At 62.8% G+C, this 22,904-nt stretch carries 19 protein-coding genes and 1 riboswitch; of the genes, 6 read left to right on the top strand and 13 right to left on the bottom strand.

The window, feature by feature from the left end:
• Nucleotides 1–49 precede the first annotated feature (49 nt).
• Complete coding sequence (gene thiB / locus BLT09_RS12510; RefSeq protein WP_091593374.1) at nt 50–1,063, bottom strand: thiamine ABC transporter substrate binding subunit; 1,014 nt, start codon at nt 1,061–1,063, stop codon at nt 50–52.
• A gap of 43 nt (nt 1,064–1,106) precedes the next feature.
• Nucleotides 1,107–1,220, bottom strand: a riboswitch (TPP riboswitch).
• Nucleotides 1,221–1,322: 102 nt separating this feature from the next.
• Here thiB and BLT09_RS12515 point away from each other — a divergent pair.
• The 4 genes from BLT09_RS12515 to BLT09_RS12530 all read left to right on the top strand — a co-directional run bounded on the left by BLT09_RS12515 (nt 1,323) and on the right by BLT09_RS12530 (nt 4,394).
• Nucleotides 1,323–1,967, top strand: a complete 645-nt coding sequence (locus BLT09_RS12515; RefSeq protein ID WP_023803904.1) for a thiamine diphosphokinase — start codon at nt 1,323–1,325, stop codon at nt 1,965–1,967.
• A 1-nt stretch (nt 1,968) separates the two neighbouring features.
• Nucleotides 1,969–3,789, top strand: coding sequence for an ABC-F family ATP-binding cassette domain-containing protein (locus BLT09_RS12520; protein WP_091593376.1), 1,821 nt, complete (start codon nt 1,969–1,971; stop codon nt 3,787–3,789).
• A 63-nt stretch (nt 3,790–3,852) separates the two neighbouring features.
• Nucleotides 3,853–4,095 (top strand): type II toxin-antitoxin system CcdA family antitoxin, encoded by a 243-nt coding sequence (locus BLT09_RS12525; protein WP_091593381.1) that lies wholly within the window; start codon nt 3,853–3,855, stop codon nt 4,093–4,095.
• Nucleotides 4,095–4,394: a CcdB family protein gene (locus BLT09_RS12530; protein ID WP_091593383.1), complete on the top strand. Its 300-nt coding sequence runs from the start codon at nt 4,095–4,097 to the stop codon at nt 4,392–4,394. Before BLT09_RS12525 ends, BLT09_RS12530 begins: the two co-directional genes overlap by 1 nt.
• Before the next feature lie 26 nt (nt 4,395–4,420).
• Here the strand turns inward: BLT09_RS12530 and BLT09_RS12535 are convergent, their stop codons facing one another.
• Complete coding sequence (locus BLT09_RS12535) at nt 4,421–6,055, bottom strand: hypothetical protein (RefSeq protein ID WP_091593384.1); 1,635 nt, start codon at nt 6,053–6,055, stop codon at nt 4,421–4,423.
• Between the two features lie 73 nt (nt 6,056–6,128).
• Nucleotides 6,129–7,427, bottom strand: coding sequence for an adenylosuccinate synthase (locus BLT09_RS12540; RefSeq protein ID WP_091593387.1), 1,299 nt, complete (start codon nt 7,425–7,427; stop codon nt 6,129–6,131).
• A 316-nt stretch (nt 7,428–7,743) separates the two neighbouring features.
• Here BLT09_RS12540 and BLT09_RS12545 point away from each other — a divergent pair, with 316 nt between their 5' ends.
• A complete protein-coding gene (locus tag BLT09_RS12545) occupies nt 7,744–8,634 on the top strand; it encodes a DMT family transporter (protein ID WP_091593389.1) in 891 nt (296 codons plus the stop codon).
• 104 nt (nt 8,635–8,738) lie between these two features.
• Here the strand turns inward: BLT09_RS12545 and serA are convergent, their stop codons facing one another.
• The 5 genes from serA to glmM all read right to left on the bottom strand — a co-directional run bounded on the left by serA (nt 8,739) and on the right by glmM (nt 15,361).
• The gene (gene serA, locus BLT09_RS12550) at nt 8,739–10,337 is read right to left on the bottom strand and encodes a phosphoglycerate dehydrogenase (protein WP_091593391.1); all 1,599 of its coding nucleotides are present in this window, start codon (nt 10,335–10,337) and stop codon (nt 8,739–8,741) included.
• A 181-nt stretch (nt 10,338–10,518) separates the two neighbouring features.
• Nucleotides 10,519–11,694 carry a phosphoserine transaminase gene (locus tag BLT09_RS12555; RefSeq protein ID WP_091593393.1) on the bottom strand — a complete coding sequence of 392 codons (1,176 nt, stop codon included), beginning with the start codon at nt 11,692–11,694 and terminating at the stop codon, nt 10,519–10,521.
• A 204-nt stretch (nt 11,695–11,898) separates the two neighbouring features.
• On the bottom strand, nt 11,899–12,759 hold the full coding sequence (locus BLT09_RS12560) for an outer membrane protein (protein ID WP_091593395.1): 861 nt from the start codon (nt 12,757–12,759) through the stop codon (nt 11,899–11,901).
• A gap of 191 nt (nt 12,760–12,950) precedes the next feature.
• Complete coding sequence (locus BLT09_RS12565; RefSeq protein ID WP_091593397.1) at nt 12,951–13,784, bottom strand: outer membrane protein; 834 nt, start codon at nt 13,782–13,784, stop codon at nt 12,951–12,953.
• Nucleotides 13,785–14,008: 224 nt separating this feature from the next.
• Nucleotides 14,009–15,361, bottom strand: coding sequence for a phosphoglucosamine mutase (gene glmM / locus BLT09_RS12570; RefSeq protein ID WP_091593398.1), 1,353 nt, complete (start codon nt 15,359–15,361; stop codon nt 14,009–14,011).
• Nucleotides 15,362–15,871: 510 nt separating this feature from the next.
• Here glmM and BLT09_RS12575 point away from each other — a divergent pair.
• Entirely contained in the window at nt 15,872–16,537 is a 666-nt protein-coding gene (locus BLT09_RS12575) for a hypothetical protein (protein ID WP_091593400.1), read from the top strand.
• 435 nt (nt 16,538–16,972) lie between these two features.
• Here the strand turns inward: BLT09_RS12575 and ftsH are convergent, their stop codons facing one another.
• The 5 genes from ftsH to BLT09_RS12600 all read right to left on the bottom strand — a co-directional run bounded on the left by ftsH (nt 16,973) and on the right by BLT09_RS12600 (nt 22,866).
• Nucleotides 16,973–18,901 carry an ATP-dependent zinc metalloprotease FtsH gene (ftsH, locus tag BLT09_RS12580; protein ID WP_091593402.1) on the bottom strand — a complete coding sequence of 643 codons (1,929 nt, stop codon included), beginning with the start codon at nt 18,899–18,901 and terminating at the stop codon, nt 16,973–16,975.
• A gap of 123 nt (nt 18,902–19,024) precedes the next feature.
• A complete protein-coding gene (gene tilS, locus BLT09_RS12585; protein WP_091593404.1) occupies nt 19,025–20,404 on the bottom strand; it encodes a tRNA lysidine(34) synthetase TilS in 1,380 nt (459 codons plus the stop codon).
• A 70-nt stretch (nt 20,405–20,474) separates the two neighbouring features.
• Nucleotides 20,475–21,536, bottom strand: coding sequence for a tol-pal system protein YbgF (gene ybgF / locus BLT09_RS12590; RefSeq protein ID WP_091593406.1), 1,062 nt, complete (start codon nt 21,534–21,536; stop codon nt 20,475–20,477).
• Nucleotides 21,537–21,738: 202 nt separating this feature from the next.
• Entirely contained in the window at nt 21,739–22,245 is a 507-nt protein-coding gene (pal, locus tag BLT09_RS12595; RefSeq protein ID WP_027152911.1) for a peptidoglycan-associated lipoprotein Pal, read from the bottom strand.
• A 243-nt stretch (nt 22,246–22,488) separates the two neighbouring features.
• A complete protein-coding gene (locus BLT09_RS12600) occupies nt 22,489–22,866 on the bottom strand; it encodes a four helix bundle protein (RefSeq protein ID WP_091593407.1) in 378 nt (125 codons plus the stop codon).
• Nucleotides 22,867–22,904: the final 38 nt, after the last annotated feature.

A 22,904-nucleotide genomic window follows, 5' to 3' on the forward strand; every position in this document is an offset into this window, starting at 1 on the left:
TGAGGCCGAGTTCCCGGGCGCCGTAGAGTGATCATCTCTCAATCACAAGCTACTTGCTCATCACCGACAGCCATTCGTCGACCCAGGCCTTGCGATTGGCGGCGACCTCTTCGGGGCTGAAAAGCAACGTCTTGGTCGGCTTGACGAGCTTGTCGAAAGCCGGATTGAGCGGCTTCTCGGTCTTGCCGGCAGGGAACATCCAGTTGGTCTCGGGAATGACATCCTGGAATTTCGGCCCGGTCATGAAAGTCAGGAACTGTTTCGCCAACGGGTTCTTCGCACCTGATTTGGTGATGCCGGCAACCTCGATCTGCAGATACGCGCCCTCGTCGAAGGACGCTGCCTGATAGCGTTGGGTGTTTTCGGCGACCATGTGATAGGCCGGCGACGTGGTATAGGACAGCACCATCGATGCCTCGCCCTTGGTGAACAGGCCGTAGGCCTCGCTCCAGCCCGGCGTCACGGTGAGCACCTTTGCCTTAAGCTTGGCCCAGGCTTCGGGCGCCTTGTCGCCATAAACCGACTTCACCCACAACAGCAGGCCGAGACCGGGCGTCGAGGTGCGCGGATCCTGAATGACGATCTTTTCATCGGCATTGCCCTCGACCAATTCCTTCAGGCTCTTCGGCGGCGTCTTCAGCTTTTCGGTGTCGTAGACGACGGCGAAATAACCATAGTCGAACGGCACGAAAATATCGTCGCTCCAGCCGCCCGGCACCTTGACGTCGATGACGGCACCATGCGGCGAAAACAGGCCGGTGGCCTTGGCTTCCGCCGTCAGATTGGTGTCGAGGCCGAGCACGATGTCGGCCTTGGTCGCGGCCCCTTCCAGCCTGACGCGGTTGAGCAGGGCGACGCCGTCGGCGACCGCGACGAATTCGAGAATACAGCCGCATTCGGCCTCGAACGCCTTCTTGACCGCCGGGCCTGGACCCCATTCGGCGGTGAAGCTCTCATAGGTATAGACGGTGAGTTTTTCCTGCGCGGATGCCGGCCCGGTGCCGGCGAGAACGGTCGCCGCGAGCAGCACTGCCGAAACAAGTGTGTATAAAAACGTGCGCATCGGCGCCTCCTTCGTTGGCGTTGAAGGGAATTGAGGCGTCGGGTTGTCCGAAACGTCTAATCCCTCCGCCGGTACAAACCGGATCAGGTTCAGCGGGTTGGCAGGTTGCCTCTCAGCCGGTCCGCGAAGATCGCGTCCAGCACCCCGTTAGAGCGCTTCGACACATAGGCCCGGCCCATCTGCGGCGCAAGCGGAAGTTTGCCGGGCATCCAGACCGCGGCCTTCCGTTTCGCAAGCAGGGCTGGTAAGGGCCACGCATATGAGCAAATTCACCATCCTGCTTGGCGGCGACCTTATCCGCACGCCGCTGCTCGACCGCCAGGTCGAAGGCACGCGTGTCATCGCCGCCGACGCCGGCATCAGCCATGCCCGGACTCTGCGCCTGACGCCGGAACTCTGGGTCGGCGACTTCGATTCGGTGCCGGCGGATTTGCCGGACGAGCTCGCCGCCGTGCCGCGCCAGGTGTTTCCGGCAGAAAAGGACAAGACCGACGGCGAACTGGCTATCGCCGCCGCGCTCGAACGCGGCGCGACCAGCCTCGTGCTCGCCGGCGCGTTCGGCGGCAAGCGCACCGACCACGCCTTCCTGCACCTGGCGCTCGGCGTCCGGCTGGCCGAGGCAGGGACAGAGGTGCTTTTGACCAGTGGCGCACAGGAAGGCGTGCCCTTGCTTCCCGGAAAGGCCGGCTTCGACTACGCCGACGGCACGCTGTTTTCGATTCTCGGCTTCTCCGACCTTGCCGGTCTGACCGTGACCGGCGCCAAATGGCCGTTGAACCATGTCGAGGTGGCGTTCGGCTCGTCGCTGACCATTTCCAACGAGGTCAAGGGCCGGCTCGAAGTCGCGCTGGGCAGCGGCCGCGCGCTGTTGCTCGCCCATCCATTCCCCCTACCTGAAAGCTGACATGGCGCCGCCGCTTCTCAATCTCGACGGGATAAAACTGACCTTCGGTGGCACGCCGCTGCTCGACGGGACGGAACTGACGGCGTCGGCGGGCGACAAGATCGCTCTGGTCGGCCGCAACGGCTCGGGCAAGTCGACGTTGCTGAAGATCGCTGCGGGATTGATCGAGCCGCAGGATGGCGAGGTGTTCCGCCAGCCTTCGGCAACAGTGCGCTACCTGCCGCAAATGCCCGACATGGATGGTTTCGCCAGCGTCCGCGCCTATGTCGAGGCGGGGCTCGGACCCGCCGACGATCCCTACCGCGCCACCTATCTGATGGAGCATCTCGGCCTGTCCGGCGAGGAACGGCCGAACGATCTCTCCGGCGGCGAAGCCCGCCGTGCTGCCCTGGCCCGCGTCATGGCGCCGGAGCCCGACATTCTCCTCCTCGATGAGCCGACCAACCATCTCGACCTGTCGGTCATCGAATGGCTGGAGGAGGAGCTTGCCCGCACCTCTTCGGCGCTGATCGTCATCTCGCACGACCGCCGCTTCCTCGAGCGCGTGTCGCGCGCCACCGTCTGGCTCGATCGTGGCCAGACCCGCAGGCTGGACAAGGGTTTTGGCCATTTCGAGGAATGGCGCGACACCGTGCTGGAAGAAGAAGAGCGCGAGCAGCACAAGCTTGGCCGCCAGATCGTGCGCGAGGAGCACTGGTTGCGCTATGGCGTGACGGCAAGGCGCAAGCGCAACATGCGCCGGCTCGGCGAACTGCAGACCATGCGCCAGCGCTTTCGCGGCCATCGCGGCGCCGAGGGTGCGGCGACCATGGTGGCCAGCGACGCCGCCGAATCCGGCAAGCTGGTGATCGAGGCCAGGAACATCGAGAAGAGCTTTGGCGACCTCACCGTGGTAAGGGGTTTCTCGACCCGCATCCAGCGCGGTGACCGCGTCGGCCTGGTCGGCCCGAACGGCGTCGGCAAGACGACGCTGCTGAAGATGCTGACCGGCGAATTGAAGCCGGACTCAGGCACGGTGCGACTCGGCACCAATCTGGAGATCGCCACGCTCGACCAGAAACGCGAGGCGGTCGACCCGCAAGAGACGCTGGCGCAGTATCTCACCGACGGCCGCGGCGAGAACCTTGTCATCAACGGCGAGCAGCGCCACGTCGTCTCCTACATGAAGGACTTCCTGTTCAAGCCGGAACAGGCGCGCACGCCGGTGCGCGAGCTTTCGGGCGGCGAGCGGGCGCGGCTGCTGCTCGCCCGTGTGCTGGCGCGGCCGGCAAATCTTTTGGTGCTGGACGAGCCGACCAACGATCTCGACATGGAGACGCTGGAACTGCTGCAGGAACTGGTCGCCGGTTTTGCCGGCACCGTCATCCTGGTCAGCCACGACCGCGATTTCCTCGACCGCACGGTGACCAGCCTGATCGCGCCGGAAGGCGGCGGCCGCTGGATCGAATATGCCGGCGGCTATTCCGACATGCTGGCTCAGCGCGGCGGCACCAGGCTGGACGACCGCAAGGCACGGCCGAAGGCCGAGACGAGTGAAGTGGCGGCGGCAGCCCGGACCGAGGCAATTGCGCCGAAGGGCCCGGCGAAAAAACTGTCGTTCAAACAGAAATTCGCGCTGGAATCGCTGCCCAAGAAGATCGACGCGGTGACCGCCTCGATATCACGGCTGGAGGACAATATCGCCGACCCGGCCTATTACGAGCGCGACCCGGCCTCATTCCAGAAGACCATCGCCGCGCTCGACAAGGAGCGCGCCACGCTGGCAGCGCTCGAAGAGGAATGGCTGGAACTTGAAATGCTGCGCGAGGAGATGGAGGGGTAGACGCTTCGCCGTTGCTCCACCACGACAATGCGCATACATTATGCGCATTCTGCGGAGGTTATCATGCGAAAGATAGCTATGAATGCGGTTCGTCAGCCGGCAAATCTGTCGATCGACTCAAAGCTCATGAAGGAAGCCAAGGGACTCGATGTGAATGTCTCGCGCGCCGCCGAAGCCGGTATCGCAGAGGCGGTGGCTGCCGAAAAAGCCCGACTATGGAAACTTGAGAATCGCGCCACAATAGAAGCGTGGAACGAATACGTCGAAAAGCACGGTATTCCGTTGGAAGAACATCGGCAGTTCTGATGGCACGCTATGATGTCTTCGCGGGTCGGGTCGAAGGCAGCTATTTGCTGGACGTCCAATCCGACCTGCTCGACGATTTTAGAACACGGGTGGTGATCCCGCTGCTTCCGACAACAATGACGCCGCCGCCGATGCGAAAGCTCCATCCCCTCATCGAGATCAATGGGCGAAAATTGGTTGTGGCCACCCATCTGATCGCCACGGTTCCGGCAAAGGAATTGGGCGAAAGTCGACTGAATATCTCCAGGCATCACGACGACATCGTGGCCGCGCTCGACATGCTGTTCCAGGGCTTCTGAGCCGAAGGGAGGCTGGTGAGCCGGCCTCAGCCCGCCTCTTTTGTTTGCCAGGCCTTCAGCGCCTCGTCGAACACCTTCTCGCCGGGAATGCCCTTTTCCATGGTGAGCAGCGCCCGCCGTCCGGTCTTGTAGACGACCGGCACGTCGATCCATTTCTGGCCCCGCAGCAGGGTCAGATTGGCGTCTTCGTCCGGCTTTGTGTCGTTGAGAGCGACCAGGAAGAAGCCGTCGGCGATCTTGGCCGGGATGCCGATCAGTGGACTGCCGGCATCCTGTTCAGAACCCTTCATGGCGACGCGCAGGATGTTGTCGACACCGCCGCCGTCGAAACCATCGGGCGTCAGGAAAATCATCTCGATGATGTGGCTGGCCGGCAGCGTCTGGTCGGTGTTGCGGCGGATGGTCATGCGCAACTGCACGTCCTTGCCCGGAATGCTCGCCTCGGCGCGGATTGCCGGCTCGGGCGGCAGGTTGCCGCCGGGCGATTCCTGCACCAGCGACCAGACGATGCTGCCGGGCTCGGCCGAGCCTTGCGCGGTGCTGGTGCGCTCCTCGTAGAAGATCGCCTTCTGGCCGACCGCCAGTGCGGATTCCGCAGGCGCGGCTGTCGGTGCAGCACCCGGCGCGGCACCCGGCGCCGGTGCTGCCGGCGCGGCTGCGCTATCGGTCGGCGCCGCCGGCGCCGGCGTGGCGGCATCGGCAGGCGGTGTTGCGGGGGCCGCGCCCGGTGCGGGCACATTCGTGGCTGGCGTGCCGGCAGGCGCTGCTGGCGCAGGTGCGGCCGGCGGCGGCGTGGTCAGTGCTGCGACGGATTCGCCCTCTCCGATGCCGCCTTGTCCTGAAGCGGGGCCGGGATCGACCTCACCGCCCTCAGGTGTCAGCCGCTGGGTGAACTTTGTGCCCTCGGCATCGGCTGGAGCCGCTGCGGCCGGGGCCCTTGCCGCAGCATCGGCAGCCGGCCGCTCGGCCGGGCTCGGCTTCACCAGCGGTTCTACGGTTGCGACCGTCGTGCTGTTGAGACCCAGCATGTTGCTGAACGCGTCCTTGTTCAGCCAGATGCCGTAGCCGCCGCCCGCGATGACGAGCAAGGCGACGACAGCGGCGATCAGCCCGCCATAGCTGCGCCTGCGCTCGGCAGGATGCTGAAAAGTGTCCGGCGCCGGCTCCTCGTCGTTGGGGAAGACATCGTCTCTAAAGCTATCGCTGTTCTCGTACGCCGCTGGAAGATCCGCGTCCGAAGGCTCCGCATCGGTGTCCTCTGGAGGCGGTTTTTGCCAATTCAGCCCGGCTTTGGCGGCAGGTGCCGGCTGCCATTCCGGCTCGGTCTTGGCCGGTTGCCATGCCGGCTCGGCCTTTGCCGGCTGGCGGACATGGCTGGGTTGGTTCTTGTTGCGGTCGATGGAGGAGAAGATGTCTTCCAGCTCCGACAGCGGATCGGATGCCGGCGCAGGCTTGGCGTAGCTCTGCTCGACGCTGGCGATGGCATCTTCCAGAGTGCGCTTATGCTGGGCAACGACCGACGGCGCCAGCGGCGGTATGTTCTTCGCAAGCTTGTCCGCGATTGTCGAACGGGCCTTGTCATAGACCCTGGCGCGTATCTCCGGCGTCGGATTTCCAAGGCCGTCGAGCGTCTTTTTCAGAGCACCAACAAAATCTGCCATGCTTCAGTCGACCTGCATTTCGTTTCTGGGCCGGCCCCCGCAAACGGCCGCGATGCCCGGAACAGCTTGGAATCTAGTCTTGAAACGGATCGGTCACAAGTATTGTGTCGTCCCGTTCAGGGCTGGTGGAAAGGAGTGCGACCGGCGCGCCGATCAGTTCCTCGATGTGACGGACATATTTGACTGCCTGGGCCGGCAGATCGTTCCAGCTTCTGGCGCCGGCGCTGGTGCCTTTCCAGCCCTCCAGCGTCTCGTAGATCGGTTCGACGCGCGCCTGCGCACCCTGGCTGGCCGGCAGATAATCGATCGCCTCGCCATCGAGGCGGTAGCCGGTGCAGACCTTGATCTCGTCCAGCCCGTCGAGCACGTCGAGCTTGGTCAGGGCGATGCCCTTGATGCCGTTTACGGCGACGGCTTGGCGAACCAGCACGGCATCGAACCAGCCGCAGCGGCGCTTGCGGCCGGTGACGACACCGAACTCGTGGCCGCGCGTGCCCAGGAACTCGCCGATCTCGTTCTTCTGTTCGGTCGGGAACGGACCTTCGCCGACACGCGTCGTATAGGCCTTGGTGATGCCGAGCACATAACCGATGGCACCCGGGCCGACGCCGGATCCGGCGGCCGCTTGGCCAGCCACCGTGTTGGACGAGGTGACGAACGGATAGGTGCCGTGGTCGATGTCGAGCAGCGTGCCCTGCGCGCCCTCGAACAGGATGCGTTCGCCGGCACGGCGCTTGTCGTCGAGGATCTTCCAGACGCGGTCCATATAGGGCAGGATCTCGTCGGCGACCGAAATCAGCTCACTCATGATTGCCTCATGCGTGACTTCGGCGTGGCCGAGCCCGCGGCGCAGCGCATTATGATGCGTCAGCAGCCTGTCGACCTTCAAGGGCAGCGTTTCCAAATCCGCCAAATCCATCACCCTGACCGCGCGCCGGCCCACCTTATCCTCATAAGCGGGGCCGATGCCGCGACGGGTCGTGCCGATTTTCGTTCCCGAATTGGAGGCGGCGTCTTCGCGGAATCCGTCCAGCTCCCGGTGCAAGGACAGGATAAGCGCGGTGTTTTCGGCTATTTTCAGGCGCTCCGGTGTCACCTCGACGCCTTGCGCCTTCAATTTCGCCACTTCCGCGACGAAGGCATGCGGGTCGAAGACGACGCCATTGCCGATGATGGACAGCTTGCCTTGCCGCACCACGCCGGACGGCAGCAGCGACAGCTTGTAGACCTTGCCGTCGACGACCAGCGTATGGCCGGCATTGTGGCCGCCCTGGAAGCGCACGACGACGTCGGCGCGTTCCGACAGCCAGTCGACGATCTTGCCTTTGCCCTCGTCGCCCCATTGCGAGCCGACGACCACCACATTGGCCATGTTTCTTTTCCCTTGAGGCGCCGCTCCGAGCGGCTTGAATGGTTCGAAACGACAGGCTTCTATCGCATCGGCCAGAAAATCGGAATCGATTTTCGGAAAGCACGACGCGAACGTTCAAAGCCTTGAGACTCGTACTTTTGCGCGTCCAGGTGGACGTACGTCGTTTCTATAACGTCAACACCCGGCGAGCGCGACCATTCTTTTGCCGCCGAAAGCGCCCTCAGGCACAACAATTTTCGCGTTTGACATCATTTACTTGGGCGAAGCACCGCAATAGGTCGGCAATGACCCTGCCCACCCCGGCTGGAATTTCGCGATGCATCGAACCGCCTACCTGTTCCTGCTGTTCACCACCTTGCTGTGGGGCGGCAACTCCGTGGCCGGCAAGCTGGCAGTCGACCATATTTCGCCGATGACGCTGGTCTTCCTGCGCTGGGTCCTGGCCGTTCTGATCATGCTGCCGATCGGCTGGCGAACGCTGCGCGAGGACTGGCTGGTGGTGCGCAGGCATTGGTTGCTGCTTGGCGGGCTCGGCGCTTGCGGCTTCACCTTTTTCAACGCGATCTTCTACACGGCGCTCAACTACACGACGGCGATCAACGTCTCGATCGAGCAGGCGGCAATCCCGGTCGTCATCATCCTCGCCAATTTCGTGCTGTTTCGCCTGCGTGTGAACTGGGTGCAGATCGCCGGTGTCGTGCTGACGATCATCGGCGTCGCCCTGACCGCCAGCCACGGCGATCTGCGCCAGCTTCTCAAGCTGGACCTCAACTTCGGCGACGCCATCATGCTGATCGCGGTGCTTTGCTACAGCTTCTACTCGGTCGGGTTGCGGCTGAAGCCGGCCATACGCTGGCAAAGCCTGATGCTGGCGCTGTCGATTGCCGCACTGGTGACCTCGCTGCCTTTCTTCCTCTGGGAGGTGGCTGCCGGCAAGGTCATCATCCCCGATGCGCGCGGCTGGGCGATAGCGTTCTACACTGCGATCGGCGCTTCGGTCGTCTCGCAGATTTTTTATATCAGGGGCATCGAACTGATCGGCGCCAACCGGGCCGGCCTGTTCATCAACCTGGTGCCGATCTTCGGCACGCTGCTGTCAGTGCTGATCGTCGGTGAGACATTCCAGCTCTATCAGGGCGTGGCCCTCGTGCTGGTGCTCGGCGGCATCAGCCTGGCCGAATACAGCGGACGTAAAATGGCGATTTGACAGCCGGAAACCTGTGACGCCGTGAAAGAACTCTGTCGATATTTCGACGCCATTGTCGAAACGCCCTGTGGGCTTACAAAGCCCGCGGGGCGCTCGCGCATGATTCAGGCGACGCCGACGTCGAAATGCAGCCGCTTGGCGGAGTCGATCGACTTGTGCGCCCGCACCTGTTCCAGCACCTTCTCCGGGAACGGCGCATCGAGATAGAGCAGCGCGATGGCATCGCCGCCAGGCCGGTTGCGGCCGAGCTGGAAGTTGGCGATGTTGACGCCGTTCTCGCCGCAGACCGTGCCGAGCAGGCCGATGATGCCGGGCGCGTCGGCATTCGTCGTGTACAGCATGTGCTGACCGACCTCGGCGTCGAGGTTGATGCCCTTGATCTGGATGAAGCGCGGCTTGCCGTCCGAAAAGCAGGTGCCGGCGATCGCACGCGTCTTGTGCTCGGTCTTGACCGTCAGCTTGATATAGCCGTCGAACACGCCCGATTTGTCGCGCTTGACCTCGGCGACGATGATGCCGCGCTCCTTGACCATGATCGGCGCCGAAACCATGTTGACGTCGGAGACCTGCGGCCGGATCAGCCCGGCAAGTGTGGCGCTGATCAGCGCGCGCGTGTTCATCGTCGCGGTCGAGCCGTCGAACAGGATCTCGACCTCCTTGATCGGATCCTCGGTGACCTGGCCGACAAAGGCGCCGAGCACTTCGGCCAGCTTGACGAAGGGTTTTAGGCGCGGCGCTTCCTCGGCGGTGATCGACGGCATGTTGATGGCGTTGGAAACGGCGCCCTTGATCAGGTAGTCGGCCATCTGCTCGGCGACCTGCAGAGCGACATTCTCCTGCGCCTCCATCGTCGATGCGCCGAGATGCGGCGTCGCCACCACATTCTCCATGCCGAACAGCTCGCTTTTCTCCGCCGGCTCGACCTCGAACACGTCGATGCCGGCGCCTGCCACCTTGCCGCTTTTCAACGCCGCGATCAGGTCGGCCTCGACGATCAGCCCGCCACGGGCGCAGTTGATGATGCGCACGCCGGTCTTCATTTTGGCGATCGCCGAAGCGTCGATGATGTTGCGCGTCTTGTCGGTCAAGGGCGTGTGCAGGGTGATGAAATCGGCGCGGGCGAACAGCTCGTCGAGTTCCACCTTCTCGACGCCGAGCTCCTCGGCGCGACTGTCCGACAGGAACGGATCGAAGGCGATGACGTGCATCTTCAGGCCAACGCCGCGCGTAGCGACGATCGAGCCGATATTGCCGCAGCCGATGATGCCCAGCGTCTTGCCGGTGATCTCGGTGCCCATGAAGCGGTTCTTTTCCCACTTGCCGGCATGGGTCGAGGCATTGGCTTCCGGTATCTGGCGGGCCAGCGCGAAGATCATGGCGACGGCATGCTCGGCGGTGGTGATCGAATTGCCGAAGGGCGTGTTCATCACGATGATGCCCTTGCGGCTCGCCGCCGGGATGTCGACATTGTCGACGCCGATGCCGGCGCGGCCGACCACCTTGAGCCTTGTGGCAGCGTCGATCAGCTTTTCGGTGACTTTGGTCGCCGAACGGATGGCGAGGCCGTCATACTGGCCGATCACTTCGAGCAGCTTTTCCTTGTCCTTGCCGAGATCGGGCAGGTAGTCGACCTCGACGCCGCGATCCCTGAAGATCTGCACGGCGGTGGTGGAGAGTTTGTCTGAGACGAGAACGCGGGGCATGGGCTTCTTCCTTTGCGATTGGCGCCCCTCCCCTGACGGGAGGGTCGGCGCGAAGTGCCGGGGTGGGGTGGTTGCGGCCGGGCGTGGCCGAAATCTTTTTCCTCTGGATGGCGGACCGTTGAGTTGGGTGGAGGCGACCCCACCCGGCCCCTCGGGCCACCCCCCCCTCAAAGGGGAGGGATCAGGCGGCCGCCTTGAGCGACGCCTTTTGCGCGGCAAAGGCCCAGTCGAGCCACGGCAGCAGCGCTTCGAGGTCGGAAGTCTCGACGGTTGCGCCGCACCAGATGCGCAGGCCCGGCGGTGCATCGCGATAGGCGCCGATATCGTAGGCGACGCCTTCCTTGTCGAGCGCCGAGACGATGCCCTTGGCGAACGCCGCTTGTCCGTCGGCATCGAGCGCGGCGACGTCCGGGTCGGTGAAGGAAAGACAGACGGACGTGTTCGACCGCGTCGCCGGGTCGGTGGCCAGATGGCCAAGCCATGCGGATTTGCCGACGAAACCGTCGATAATTGCGGCGTTGGCGTCGGCGCGGGCAATCAATGCGTCGAGACCGCCGATCGACTTCGCCCAACGCAGCGCGTCGAGATAATCCTCGACGCACAGCATCGACGGCGTGTTGATGGTTTCGCCCTTGAAAATGCCTTCGATGAGCTTGCCGCCCGAGGTGAGGCGAAAGATTTTCGGCAGCGGCCAGCCAGGCTTGTAGCTTTCCAGCCGCTCGACGGCGCGCGGGCTGAGGATCAGCATGCCATGCGCACCTTCGCCGCCCAGCACCTTCTGCCAGGAGAAGGTGACGACGTCGAGCTTGCCAAAATCGAGCTCTTGCGCAAAGGCCGCCGACGTGGCGTCGCAGATGGTCAGGCCCTTGCGGGCCGCCGGGATGAAATCGCCGTTCGGCACGCGCACGCCCGAGGTCGTGCCGTTCCAGGTGAAGACCACGTCGCGGTCGAAATCGATTTTCGTCAGATCCGGCAGTGCGCCGTAGCCGGCTTCGATCCTGCGCACATCGGCGAGCTTCAGCTGCTTGACCACATCGGTGACCCAGCCGGAACCGAAACTCTCCCAGGCGACCATGTCGACGCCGCGTTCGCCGAGCAGCGACCACAGCGCCATCTCGACGGCGCCGGTGTCCGACGCCGGCACGATGCCGATGCGATAATCTGCCGGAATTTGGAGAATTTCCCGCGTCAGCTCGATCGCCTGTTCGAGCTTGGTCTTGCCGATCTTGGCGCGGTGCGAGCGTCCGAGCGCGGCATTGGCCAGCGCCTCGACTGACCAGCCGGGGCGTTTTGCACAGGGACCTGAGGAAAAATTGGGATTTGCCGGGCGCAGTCCGGGCTTCGTATGGATCGTCATCGTGGTCTATCCTTCCAGATAGTGGCCCCTCGTTGGGGAGGGGTGGCCCACGGACGGCGATATGCGTTCAGGCTCCCGGCGTCAAGAGGAAAGTTTTTGTCGCTGACGGGATACTGGTCCCATACGGTGAAAATGCCACGGCTTAAAATGCAAACGGCGGTTCCTTAAAATCCGCCGTTCAAATTCTTCCGGCTTTCGCCATGCTTACCAGAGATCGTAACGCAGCCCGACCTTGACTGTCTGGTAGTCTATGCCCTTTTGGATGTTGAAAGCGCCATCGTCATAGGCGACGTATCTTGCGTTGGGCACGGCGAAATATTCGTAGCCGAGGTCGACCGAGAGGTTCTTGGTCACCCGATAGGAAAGGCCTGCGCCGATCGAGTAGGCGAGATTGAATTTGGCTTCCGAGTCGGTCTCGCCCTCGTACCCTGCAGGGTCATCGCAAATGAAGCCACCGGTTCCGGAGGAGTTTGGGGACACCTCGACGCAATCGCGCGCGCCGGTGCTCTTGTAGTATTTGTTATAGGCGACACCAAGGCCGCCGCCAATATACGGAGTTATCCCCACATACGTGCCGAGATCTACATAGCCGTTGGCCATGATGCTGTAGCCCTTGTTGGAGGCATTGTTGGAGAGATCGCACGCCTGTGTTGCCGGCACGGAATTGATGTTCCCTAAGATGTCGGCTTCGAGTGTCGAGCCGTCGCAAGTGGCTGCCAGCTTCTGATGTTCCCCGAATTTGTCGGTCGGGAGGATCCCACCGTTCAGCTCGACCCTAAGATAGTCATTGACGTGATACCCCATACCGATGCTGCCTGTGAAAAGGCTGCTCTCTTCGGTAAAGCTGTCAAGCGGGCCAGTCACCGTTTCCTTATGTTCGAACGGGTGGCTGAACGCGTAGCCGACATCGCCGCGCAGATACCATCCCGAACCGACTTCGACCGGCACATAGTCCGGCGCCTGGTCGACATAGATCGGCGGATCGTAGTCGGCGCCAAGCGCCTGCGACAACGGCGTCAGGGCGATTGCTGCAAGCGCCAGTGCTATGCGCGATTTGACTGTCATGATCCCCGGCTCCCGAAGGTGGCGCCATTCGCGATCGCGAGCGCCGTTTCAGGGCATTGTTAACCATAGTGGTTAAGTGGCGGTTAAGGATAACAGGGCGTTAGCGAATTGATTTTTATGCGCGTTGCCGCCACAACGAAAAAAACCGCCCGGCTTTTGCCGGGCGGTCCGCAAACCTGCTCTCGAAGCGATTACTTGGTGTAAACCGGTTCGGGTTCGTAGGCGATCGGCTCCGGCTGGGCGCAGTCCGAGTTGCCGAACTGGTAGCGCAGGCCGCCGCGCACTTCGTGCACATTGATGCCCTTGTCACGGCCAGGACCGACATTGCTGGCGAAGTCGAACATCTTGCCGCCCTCGATATGGCTGAAGCGGTAACCCAGATCGAGCTTGACGCGCTCGGTCAGGCAGTAGGAGGCGCCCGCCATGGCCGCATAGGCAAAGCGCCAGCCCTTGCCGCCGCTATGCTCAAACGTATCGTCCTCAATGGTGTTGTGCAGTTTATCCCACCTGACCCAGGCACCGCCGATGCCGGCGCCGACATAGGGCGTGATGCCGTGCCAGGTGCCGATATCGACATAGGCGTTGGCCAGCAGCAGCAGCGCCGTATAAGACGACCTGTCGGTCGAAGTGCAGGGCGTCTGATTGATGCCGCAGAAGCCGCTGGTCGAGCCGCGGAAATCGGATTTGCTCATCCAGTCCGCGGTCAGGTCGGTACGGAAATGCCGGTTGATCTGGTAGCCGACGCCGGCGCCGGCCGAGAAGGCGCCATCCAGCTTGCCGCTGTCAAAGCTGCCAGTGCCTGGAACCGCCCCGTAGGTGATGTAGTCGCCGCCGCGGAACTTCGACCAGTGGTAGTCGATGTCGCCGCGAATGTACCAGCCGCCATATTCGACCGGCTGCTCGTAGACGGGCGGCGGCGGGGCCGGCTCGACCACGGGCGGCTCGACAAAGTCGGCGGCGAACACTGGTCCGGCCACGCCCGCGAGCAGCGCGGCAAAGACGGCCATTCTTGCTGTATTGAACATGCTTGTCACCCCTGAGAACCCTCGGCACAGCGAACGCGTCCGAATCTGATTGGCTTCAGTCGTGGATAATGAATGGGAAAAGTTAAAACGCGTTTAACCCTATCGCTTAACCATGAATCTCTAAATCTTTCAGGATTCTCGCGTTTTCCGCCAATGATTTGGCGTGCGGACACACGAAAAAAGCCCGCCGGAGGGCGGGCTTTTCACCTGGCAAAAACTGGGGATCAGGCGGCGCTGCGGGTTTCCGAAATGACCTCGACGATGTCGTTGACTACGGCCTCGACCAGTTGCTGATCGTCGCCTTCCGCCATGACGCGGATGAGCGGTTCCGTGCCGGACGGCCGGATGACCAGGCGGCCAGCCTGGCCCAGGCGGTGGCGTCCATCTTCGATCGCCGCCTTGACCAAAGCTTCCTCGAGCGGTTTGCCGCCGGAAATATGAACGTTCTTCAGCAATTGCGGCACCGGCGCGAACTTCTTCGACAATTCGCTGACCGGTCGGTTCTGCCGCTTGATGCAGGCGAGCACCTGGAGCGCCGAGACGAGGCCGTCGCCGGTGGTGGAAAAATCGGACAGCACGATGTGGCCCGACTGTTCGCCGCCGACATTCAGGCCGTGCGCACGCATGTGCTCGACGACATAGCGGTCGCCGACCTTGGTGCGGTGCAACTGTAGGTTCATGTCGCCGAGGAAGCGTTCGAGGCCGAGATTGGACATCACCGTCGAGACGACGCCACCGCCGGCCAGCCGTCCGCTCTGATGCCAGGACTCGGCGATCAGCGCCATGATCTGGTCGCCATCGACGATCGCGCCGTTCTCGTCAACGATGACGACGCGGTCGGCGTCGCCGTCGAGCGCGATGCCGATATCGGCGCGCACTTCATGCACCTTCTTCTGCAGGCCGGCCGGATGGGTCGAGCCACACTCCTTGTTGATGTTGAAGCCGTTGGGCTCGACGTTGATGGCGACAACTTCGGCGCCAAGTTCCCACAGCGCCTCGGGCGCCACCTTGTAGGCGGCGCCATTGGCGCAATCGACGACGATGCGGAGGCCCGACAGCGACATCGACCGCGGCAGCGTGCGCTTGGCAAATTCGATATAGCGGTCATGAACGCCGTCGACGCGCTTGGCGCGGCCGAGCCCGTCCGAATCGGCGAGCGCCAGTTCGATATCCTTGTCGAGCATCCCCTCGATGCGCTCTTCGATCTCGTCGGAAAGCTTGTAGCCATCGGGGCCGAACAGCTTGATGCCGTTGTCGTAGTAAGGATTGTGCGAGGCCGAGATCATCACGCCGATGTCGGCGCGCAACGAGCGCACCAGCATGGCGACCGCGGGCGTCGGAATCGGGCCGAGCAGGAACACGTCCATGCCGGCGGCACACAGGCCCGACACCATCGCATTCTCGATCATGTAGCCGGAAAGTCTGGTGTCCTTGCCGAGCACGACGCGGTGGCGATGGTTGCCGCGCTGGAACGAAAGGCCGGCGGCCATGCCGACCCTCATGGCGATCTCCGCCGTCATTGGAAATCTATTGGCGCGCCCGCGAATGCCGTCCGTTCCGAAATAACTTCCTGCCATGCTAGTCAGCTTCCCGATGGTTCATTGCCGGCACGTCATGCCACACATTGGCCCGAGCCCTATCATCACAATTCATGATTATAGGGCACCATTCCTTAGAAAACTGTTGTCTTGTGTGTTTTGTGCCACGTCAGTGCTTTGATTTTGCCTGCCCTGGTTGCGCCAGCAGCGTTCAGAACCTTCAGACCGCATCTGGATTCTTTCATGTGCCAATCAGCGGCATCGAAGTCGGAACCCGCCGCGTTATTCTGGACTTGGCATTCAGGTCCGCCGCACTGGCCGACCCGCTCGGCCCGTCATGCGAGGCAGTTCCCGGAGAGTGGTCCGCTCTATACAAGTTTTCCGTGCATATGCGCCCAGGAAATTGCCTGGGGGCAGGAGCTGGCAACAAGTTCATCCAAAATAATGCACTTTCCGAAGGGTTTTACGCCATTTGGCCTCTGGCGCAACCATTCGTTGAGTGCTATTGCTTGCTTGGTACATAACGTGAACATCAGAGGGAGAAGACACATGCTTATCCATCGACTTGCAACTTTGACGGGTCTTGCCGTCGTGACTTTATTCCTGGCGGTGCCCGCCAATGCGCTGACCATGGCTGAATGCAGCACCAAGTATAACGCGGCAAAGGACGCGGGAACACTTGGCGGGCAGAACTGGAACCAGTTCCGCAAGGCAGAATGCGGCACCGTCGCCGCCGCAACCGACGCCACGCCAGCCAAGGCGAACAGCACCAGCGCTGTAACGCCCGATGCGGCCGCCGCGGCGACGACCAAGGCAGCGGTAACTTCCAACGCAGGCAGCGGCCTCAGCAGGGCGGAGTGCGGCGCCAAATATCGGGCGGCCAAGACCGGCAACACGCTGAACGGCATGAAGTGGAACGACTTCCGCATGAGCCAGTGCGGTGCCAGCGCCTTCGACGACGACACCAAGCCGGCAGCCGATCAGGCAAGCCTCACCAGCCAGCCGAAAAAGCCGACCGTGACCGCTCCCCAGGGAGTGACGTTTCCGAAGGCGATCTCCACCAAATATAGCAGCGAAACTCCGGCCAAGGCCCGCATGTACACCTGTCGCGACCAGTACCACGCCAACAAGGGGGCCGGGACGCTGGGCGGCCTCAAATGGATCCAGACTGGTGGCGGCTTTTACAGTCTGTGCAATGCCGCACTGAAGAGCTGATCGGCATCAACATTCGAAGATAGCAAGGCCCGCGAACCGCAAGCTTCGCGGGCCTTTTTGTTGGCCGACTTTCCAAGAGGCTACCTGCGTTGCGAGGAGCAGCATCGACGCTGCCAATCCCCCCGTCGTGGGGAGATGCCCGGCATGGCAGAGGGGCGCGAAGGATCGCTAACCTTCCCATTATCCGCCTCGCTGATTGGGATTAGTTAGCGTGGGCATGGCTGCGCTACGTTGACAGGTCGGCGGGACAGCGCCCCCCTCTGTCCTGCCGGACATCTCCCCACGAGTGGGGAGATTAGCCGCTATGCCGGCTTTCGCCAATCGCCAACTGCGCGTGCAAGGCCGCGGACAACTCCGGCAGCCCTCTCCAACTTCAAACAGAAACGCCGCGGTCCAGGCCGCGGCGTTTTCGAAATCAATCTTCTGAGCCGAGCCCTAGCTTGACGGCTGAGGCTCCATGCCGCCTTCGGGCTCCGGGCCCTTCTTGCGGCGGCTGCCGGACTTCGGCACGGCCGAGCCCCGGCTCGGCGGCGTGTCGTCGCCGAGATCGCGTGCCGGCTTGTGGCCGGCGATCAGCTGCTTGATCTCGTCGCCGGACAGCGTCTCATATTCCAAAAGCCCCTCCGCCAGCGCGATCCATTCCTTTTTCTTCTTGGTCAGGATGGATTTCGCCGTCGAATAGGCCTCGTCGATCAGCCGGCGCACTTCGGCGTCGATGATCTGCGCCGTCTCTTCCGATACGTTCTGCGTGCGCGCCACCGAATGGCCGAGGAACACCTCCTCCTGGTTGTCGCCATAAGCGACGTGGCCAAGCTTGTCGGAAAAACCCCAGCGCGTCACCATGGCGCGCGCCAGCTTGGTTGCCTGCTCTATGTCCGAGGAGGCGCCCGAGGTGATGTTCTCCTTGCCGAACTTGAACTCCTCGGCGACGCGGCCACCCATCATGATGGCGAGGCGCGAGATCATGTATTTGTAGCTCATCGAATAGCGGTCGCCTTCCGGCAACTGCATGACCATGCCAAGCGCCCGGCCGCGCGGGATGATGGTCGCCTTGTGCAGCGGATCGGCCGACGGCACGTTCAGCGCCAGGATGGCATGACCGGCCTCGTGATAGGCGGTGAGTTCCTTCTCGGCCTGGGTCATCGCCGACGAGCGGCGCTCGGCGCCCATCATGATCTTGTCCTTGGCGTCCTCGAACTCGGCCATGGTGACAAGGCGCTTGTTGCGCCGCGCCGCCATCAGGGCGGATTCGTTGACGAGGTTCATCAGGTCGGCGCCGGAAAAGCCCGGCGTGCCGCGTGCGATCACCTTGAGGTCGACATTGGGGGCCAGCGGCACGTTGCGCACATGCACCTTCAGGATCTTCTCGCGGCCGACGATGTCGGGGTTCGGCACCACCACCTGGCGGTCGAAACGGCCGGGCCTGAGCAGCGCCGGATCGAGCACGTCCGGCCGGTTGGTGGCAGCGATCAGGATGATGCTTTCGTTGGATTCGAAGCCGTCCATTTCGACCAGCAACTGGTTCAGCGTCTGCTCGCGCTCGTCGTTGCCGCCGCCGAGGCCGGCGCCGCGATGGCGGCCGACCGCGTCGATTTCGTCGATGAAGATGATGCAGGGCGCATTCTTCTTGGCCTGGTCGAACATGTCGCGGACGCGGCTAGCGCCAACGCCGACGAACATCTCGACAAAGTCCGAGCCGGAAATGGTGAAGAACGGCACGTTGGCCTCACCGGCGACCGAACGGGCAAGCAGCGTCTTGCCGGTCCCGGGAGGGCCGACGAGCAGCACGCCGCGCGGAATCTTGCCGCCAAGCCGCTGGAACTTCTGCGGATCACGCAGGAATTCGACAATCTCTTCCAAATCCTGCTTGGCTTCGTCGACGCCGGCGACATCCTGGAAGGTGACGCGGCCATGCGCTTCAGTCAAAAGCTTGGCCTTCGACTTGCCGAAGCCCATGGCGCGGCCGGAGCCGGACTGCATCTGGCGCATGAAGAATATCCAGACGCCAAGGATGAGGATCATCGGCAGCCAGGAGATGAGATAGCTGAACAGCGAATTGGAACCGTCGGATTCGGGGCGCGCGTTGATGGTGACGTTCTTGTCCTGGAGTCTCGAAACCAGCGACGGATCACCCGGCGAATAGGTCTGGAAGCCGGTAGAGGTGTCGGTATAAGTGCCCGAGATGCGGGCGCCCGCGATGGTCACCGTCTTTACCCGGCCGGCCGCGACATCCTGCAGGAACTGCGAATAGGGGACGTCACTCGCTGCTCCGCGCGTCTGCGGCGTCTGGAACAGATTGAAGAGAGCGATGAGCAGGACCGCTATGATCGCCCAGAGCGCGAGATTGCGATAATTCGGATTCATCAATTGTCCCGTTGGTGTCCGCCAGCGGACACGCGTCGTGAGAGGAAACTTGGGTCTAACATAGGGATGGCGCCCTTCATTGCCAAGCAGAACAGCATGTCGCGGTTAAGCTTTCGCCCATGATCAACCGGCAGTGTGGCCGCCGAAAGGCGGGGCAGGAAGTCGCGGCGCACCGATCAGCGCGGCGACACTTCCGGCCGGCGCCAGGTCGAAGGACGGCAGGAAGCGGGCAAAGGGCGCGACGACCGGGCATACCGCCATTCCCGGCAACATCGGGCTGTCGCCTGGATGTTCGCTTGCGCGCCACAGCACCGGCTCGGCCGCCAGAGCCGCGCGGACAAGGCTTGGCTGCGTTCCGTTTTCGGCAATTGCCTGTCTTGCGGCACGCGCCGCGCCGAGCGGCGCGATCAAAAATTCACCCGGTCTGTCCGCCAATGTGATCCTCCGGCGACCGTCCCAAAGGGCATTGTTCACGGCAGGCGCAGCGGGCGGCAGGTTGCGGGTTTCGCGACGCAGAAAAATGCCGGCACGCCGCGCATCGACCACCGTCCGCGACAATGTGGCGCAAAACGGGGTAGCCAAAATTGGGGTTGTGCCAGGTGGTCCGGGCCTCAGCCGGTTGAGCAGCGCCTCGCTGCGAGCCTGGTCGGTCAGAAACGCAACGCCGCCGATAGTCGCCAGCAGGATGCGCAGCGCGTATACGGCCGCCGCCTCGTCGACGGCCGTCGCAAAGCCCGGATCGAGACGGACAAGGCCGGCTGCGGGCCTGCTGGCAAAGCCACGGATCAGCGCGGCGGCGCGATGGCCAAGCTGCTCGCGCTCCACCGCAGCCCGCGCGGCCAGCACCAACGCGTCTTCCCGCGCACCATTGCGGTCGGCAAGCGCTGCGCGGATACGCGGCCGCTCGAAAGCCTCGTCTTCATTGGTCGGGTCTTCGGCCCAGCCGACATTCGCGCGCCGCAGGACTTCGCGCAGCGCCGCACGCCGTGTGCCGAGAAGCGGCCGTGCGATCCAGATCCGCCAGTCATAGAGGGTGGCCGGTGCCATGCCGGCTAGACCTCGCTCTGGCTCTCGCGCCCCCTCCTGGCGAGCTTGCCGCATCAGCACCGTCTCGGCCTGGTCGTCGGCCGTGTGGCCGGTCAGGATCAGGCCGATACCTTCCGCCTGTGCCGCCTCGGCCAGCAGCCGGTAGCGTGCCTCTCGCGCGGCAGCCGGCAGGCCGGTCGACGGCTTGCGTCCGGACCAGAGCAGGATGCGGTGGGCAATGCTGCGCCCGGCGCAAAACCTGGCCACGGCCTGTGCTTCCGCTGCCGAGCCCGGCCGCAGACCGTGATCGATGGTCACAGCCAGCAATTTCGTTGCCGGCGCGGTACGGTCGAGGTGATCTTTGAGGAGAAGGAGGAGGGCGGTCGAGTCGCTGCCGCCGGACACGGCCGCAACAGCGCCGCTGGTAAAGTCGATCTGCGAAAAAACCGAACGGTCAGGCTCGGTTTCGGGCGTCAATGCATGTCGCCCAAAAGTGGCCCCGGATCTGGGGCAACAAGTCTTGGGGCAACGACGTGCAGGAGAAAAACTAACACGCCGCGAGCGCCCTTTCCTGCTTGACGCGTTCCTTGAGCGTGCCGGAAACGTTCGGATAGCGCTTGCCGATCTCGCCGAAAGTGGCGCAGGCCACGTCGCGCTGGTTCAATCCGACCAGCGACACACCGAGCTTCAGCAGCATGTCGGGAGCCTTCTTGGCCTTCGGATAGTCCTTGCTGGCGGCGAGGAAAGTCTCGGCCGCGTCGCGGTACTTCTGCTGGCCGAGCAGCGACTCACCCAGCCAGTAATGCGCGTCCGCCGTCTTGGCGTCCTTGGGGAAGCGGGCGATGTGGTCGCGAAAACCCTGTTCGGCAGTGCCGTAGTCGCCCGACAGGATGAACTGATAGGAATTGCGGTAAAGTTCCTCCGGGTCATCGGTGGCGGGCAGCGCCGCGACCACCGTATCGTCGGACTTGCCGGCCTGCGTGCCAGCGGCCTGGTCGCCGGGGACAGGGGCGGTGTTCTGCGCCGGTGCATGTGCCTGCGTGTTGCCCTCGATCACATTGCCGTTCTTGTCGACGGTGATGGTGCCGAACGTCTTCGGCGGCGTGCCCGGGATCACCGCGCCGGGTTCGCCTGTCGGCGATTCGACGATCACCTCCTGGCCGCCGGCGGGCGGTCTGCCCGCATCGGCCGGCGCATGCGTCCCCGGAGCCTCGGCGACGCTGCTGTCGGTGTTGGTGGTGGCGTCCGACTTCTTCTGCTCGCGTGGCTGCTGCGCGCCTTGTGAGCCGCCTTCCAGCTGCTGGAAACGGAACTCGTTATCTTCCTGCTGCTTGCGGATCTGCTCCTGCATCTGCAGCACCTGGAAGTTGAGCTCCTCGATCTTGCCGTTCATTTGCCGGAGTTGTTCCTCCAGCCCCGTAGTGCCGGTGCCATCCTGCGCAAATTGCACCTGATCCGATTTCTTTTTTTCACCGAAAATGCCGAGCGTCGGTAGGCGGAAGGAAAAACCGCTTTTTTCTGTGCCTTGCTCATTGCCTACTGCCGGGGCAGCGACGCTTGATACGAGCAGCAACGCAAGCGTGCCGCTCAAGACCGATCTGAAATGCATGTGCCTCTCGCCGTGGATTGTTTGCCTGTTGCATGCCTTCCGATCGGAGTGGACCGTCAGGCGCCTCGGTTATTACCAAGGACGCAGGACTTCGGCCAAATTTTGTTTCAAGTCCCACATCCGGGCGCCGGACATGAAAAAGGCGGCCGCAGCCGCCTTTCACACGTAGGTGTTGCATTTCTGCCGATCGGAAAATTGCCGATCAGGAACCGGCGCCGCTGATCGTGGTGACGGCGCGGCGGTTCTGCGACCAGCAGGAGATGTCGTCGCAAACCGCGACCGGACGCTCCTTGCCGTAGGAAATGGTCTTCAGGCGCTGGGCGGAAACACCCCTGGCGACGAGGAAGTCGCGGGTGGCGGCGGCGCGGCGGGCGCCGAGCGCCAGATTGTATTCGCGCGTGCCGCGCTCGTCGGCATGGCCTTCGATGACGATGGCATACTGCCTGTACTGGTTCAGCCATTGCGCCTGGCGCGAAAGCGTCGTCTGCGCGTCGGCGCGGATCGAGGACGAATCGGTGTCGAAGAAGATGCGGTCGCCGATGTTGACGGTAAAATCCTGGGCCGATCCGGGCGTTGCCGCCCCGGCGCCGCTGAGACCGAGATCGGCGGCGCTGTTCAGGTTCTTCTTCGAGGCGCAGCCGGCGATGGCGAGCAATGCCACCAGCGCGATCATCGCCGGGTTTCTGGTAAGTGCTGCGATACGGCCCATGCCGCCTCTCCTTCGCAATTCGAGTGATTTCGTTGATCGTCCAGTAACCACGTTTGGGTTAACCGGCGTTCAAGAAACACGGTTAAAATTCGGTTTCGGCTGCCGTCCACAGCCGTTTTGCCCAAGGGGAATCCGAGGAGGCAACAATGCGCGCGGACCGTAGGCAGAAATGCGGCTGAAACGCGACCAAGCCGTGGAAAGTTGGAATTGAAGAATTGAAGAAATGAGGAACCTGCCGAGAGGTCACTTTAGTTTCTCTCTCAGTTTCACCAGCATTCCATGGATGTTGGCATAGCATTGCAACCACTCGTCGCGTTGCGCTTGTGTGATGTACCCTAGGTCGAACGCGTATGAAACCCACGTTTCCACTTCACTGCACGACCCCAGAGCCATCGAAATAAACCGTGCGAATTCGAACTTGGAGTGGGTCTGTTTGGCAAATCCCTCAGCCAAATTGGCGCAGATCCCCTTGCTGGAACGACGCAATTGATCGGCCAATGCGTATTGCTCAATTTTCGGGAAAGCTAGGGTGGCTCCGTGCACGTCAAGAGAAACCGCATAAGCGCGCTTATAGACCTCTAGATCCCTCGCTCGCTTAATGTAGCCTCCCGTTTTCTCCATCTCTTCAATTCTTCATTTCTCCAATTCCTCAATTCCCC

It is taken from the genome of Mesorhizobium muleiense (assembly GCF_900099905.1).
GTDB lineage: Bacteria > Pseudomonadota > Alphaproteobacteria > Rhizobiales > Rhizobiaceae > Mesorhizobium > Mesorhizobium muleiense.

Excerpts from the sequence above, each read along its gene's own strand:
- thiB (WP_091593374.1), bottom strand. The coding sequence starts at position 1,063 with ATGCGCACGTTTTTATACACACTTGTTTCGGCAGTGCTGCTCGCGGCG.
- BLT09_RS12515 (WP_023803904.1), top strand. The coding sequence starts at position 1,323 with ATGAGCAAATTCACCATCCTGCTTGGCGGCGACCTTATCCGCACGCCG.
- BLT09_RS12520 (WP_091593376.1), top strand. The coding sequence starts at position 1,969 with ATGGCGCCGCCGCTTCTCAATCTCGACGGGATAAAACTGACCTTCGGT.
- BLT09_RS12525 (WP_091593381.1), top strand. The coding sequence starts at position 3,853 with ATGCGAAAGATAGCTATGAATGCGGTTCGTCAGCCGGCAAATCTGTCG.
- BLT09_RS12530 (WP_091593383.1), top strand. The coding sequence starts at position 4,095 with ATGGCACGCTATGATGTCTTCGCGGGTCGGGTCGAAGGCAGCTATTTG.
- BLT09_RS12535 (WP_091593384.1), bottom strand. The coding sequence starts at position 6,055 with ATGGCAGATTTTGTTGGTGCTCTGAAAAAGACGCTCGACGGCCTTGGA.
- BLT09_RS12540 (WP_091593387.1), bottom strand. The coding sequence starts at position 7,427 with ATGGCCAATGTGGTGGTCGTCGGCTCGCAATGGGGCGACGAGGGCAAA.
- BLT09_RS12545 (WP_091593389.1), top strand. The coding sequence starts at position 7,744 with ATGCATCGAACCGCCTACCTGTTCCTGCTGTTCACCACCTTGCTGTGG.
- serA (WP_091593391.1), bottom strand. The coding sequence starts at position 10,337 with ATGCCCCGCGTTCTCGTCTCAGACAAACTCTCCACCACCGCCGTGCAG.
- BLT09_RS12555 (WP_091593393.1), bottom strand. The coding sequence starts at position 11,694 with ATGACGATCCATACGAAGCCCGGACTGCGCCCGGCAAATCCCAATTTT.
- BLT09_RS12560 (WP_091593395.1), bottom strand. The coding sequence starts at position 12,759 with ATGACAGTCAAATCGCGCATAGCACTGGCGCTTGCAGCAATCGCCCTG.
- BLT09_RS12565 (WP_091593397.1), bottom strand. The coding sequence starts at position 13,784 with ATGTTCAATACAGCAAGAATGGCCGTCTTTGCCGCGCTGCTCGCGGGC.
- glmM (WP_091593398.1), bottom strand. The coding sequence starts at position 15,361 with ATGGCAGGAAGTTATTTCGGAACGGACGGCATTCGCGGGCGCGCCAAT.
- BLT09_RS12575 (WP_091593400.1), top strand. The coding sequence starts at position 15,872 with ATGCTTATCCATCGACTTGCAACTTTGACGGGTCTTGCCGTCGTGACT.
- ftsH (WP_091593402.1), bottom strand. The coding sequence starts at position 18,901 with ATGAATCCGAATTATCGCAATCTCGCGCTCTGGGCGATCATAGCGGTC.
- ybgF (WP_091593406.1), bottom strand. The coding sequence starts at position 21,536 with ATGCATTTCAGATCGGTCTTGAGCGGCACGCTTGCGTTGCTGCTCGTA.
- pal (WP_027152911.1), bottom strand. The coding sequence starts at position 22,245 with ATGGGCCGTATCGCAGCACTTACCAGAAACCCGGCGATGATCGCGCTG.
- BLT09_RS12600 (WP_091593407.1), bottom strand. The coding sequence starts at position 22,866 with ATGGAGAAAACGGGAGGCTACATTAAGCGAGCGAGGGATCTAGAGGTC.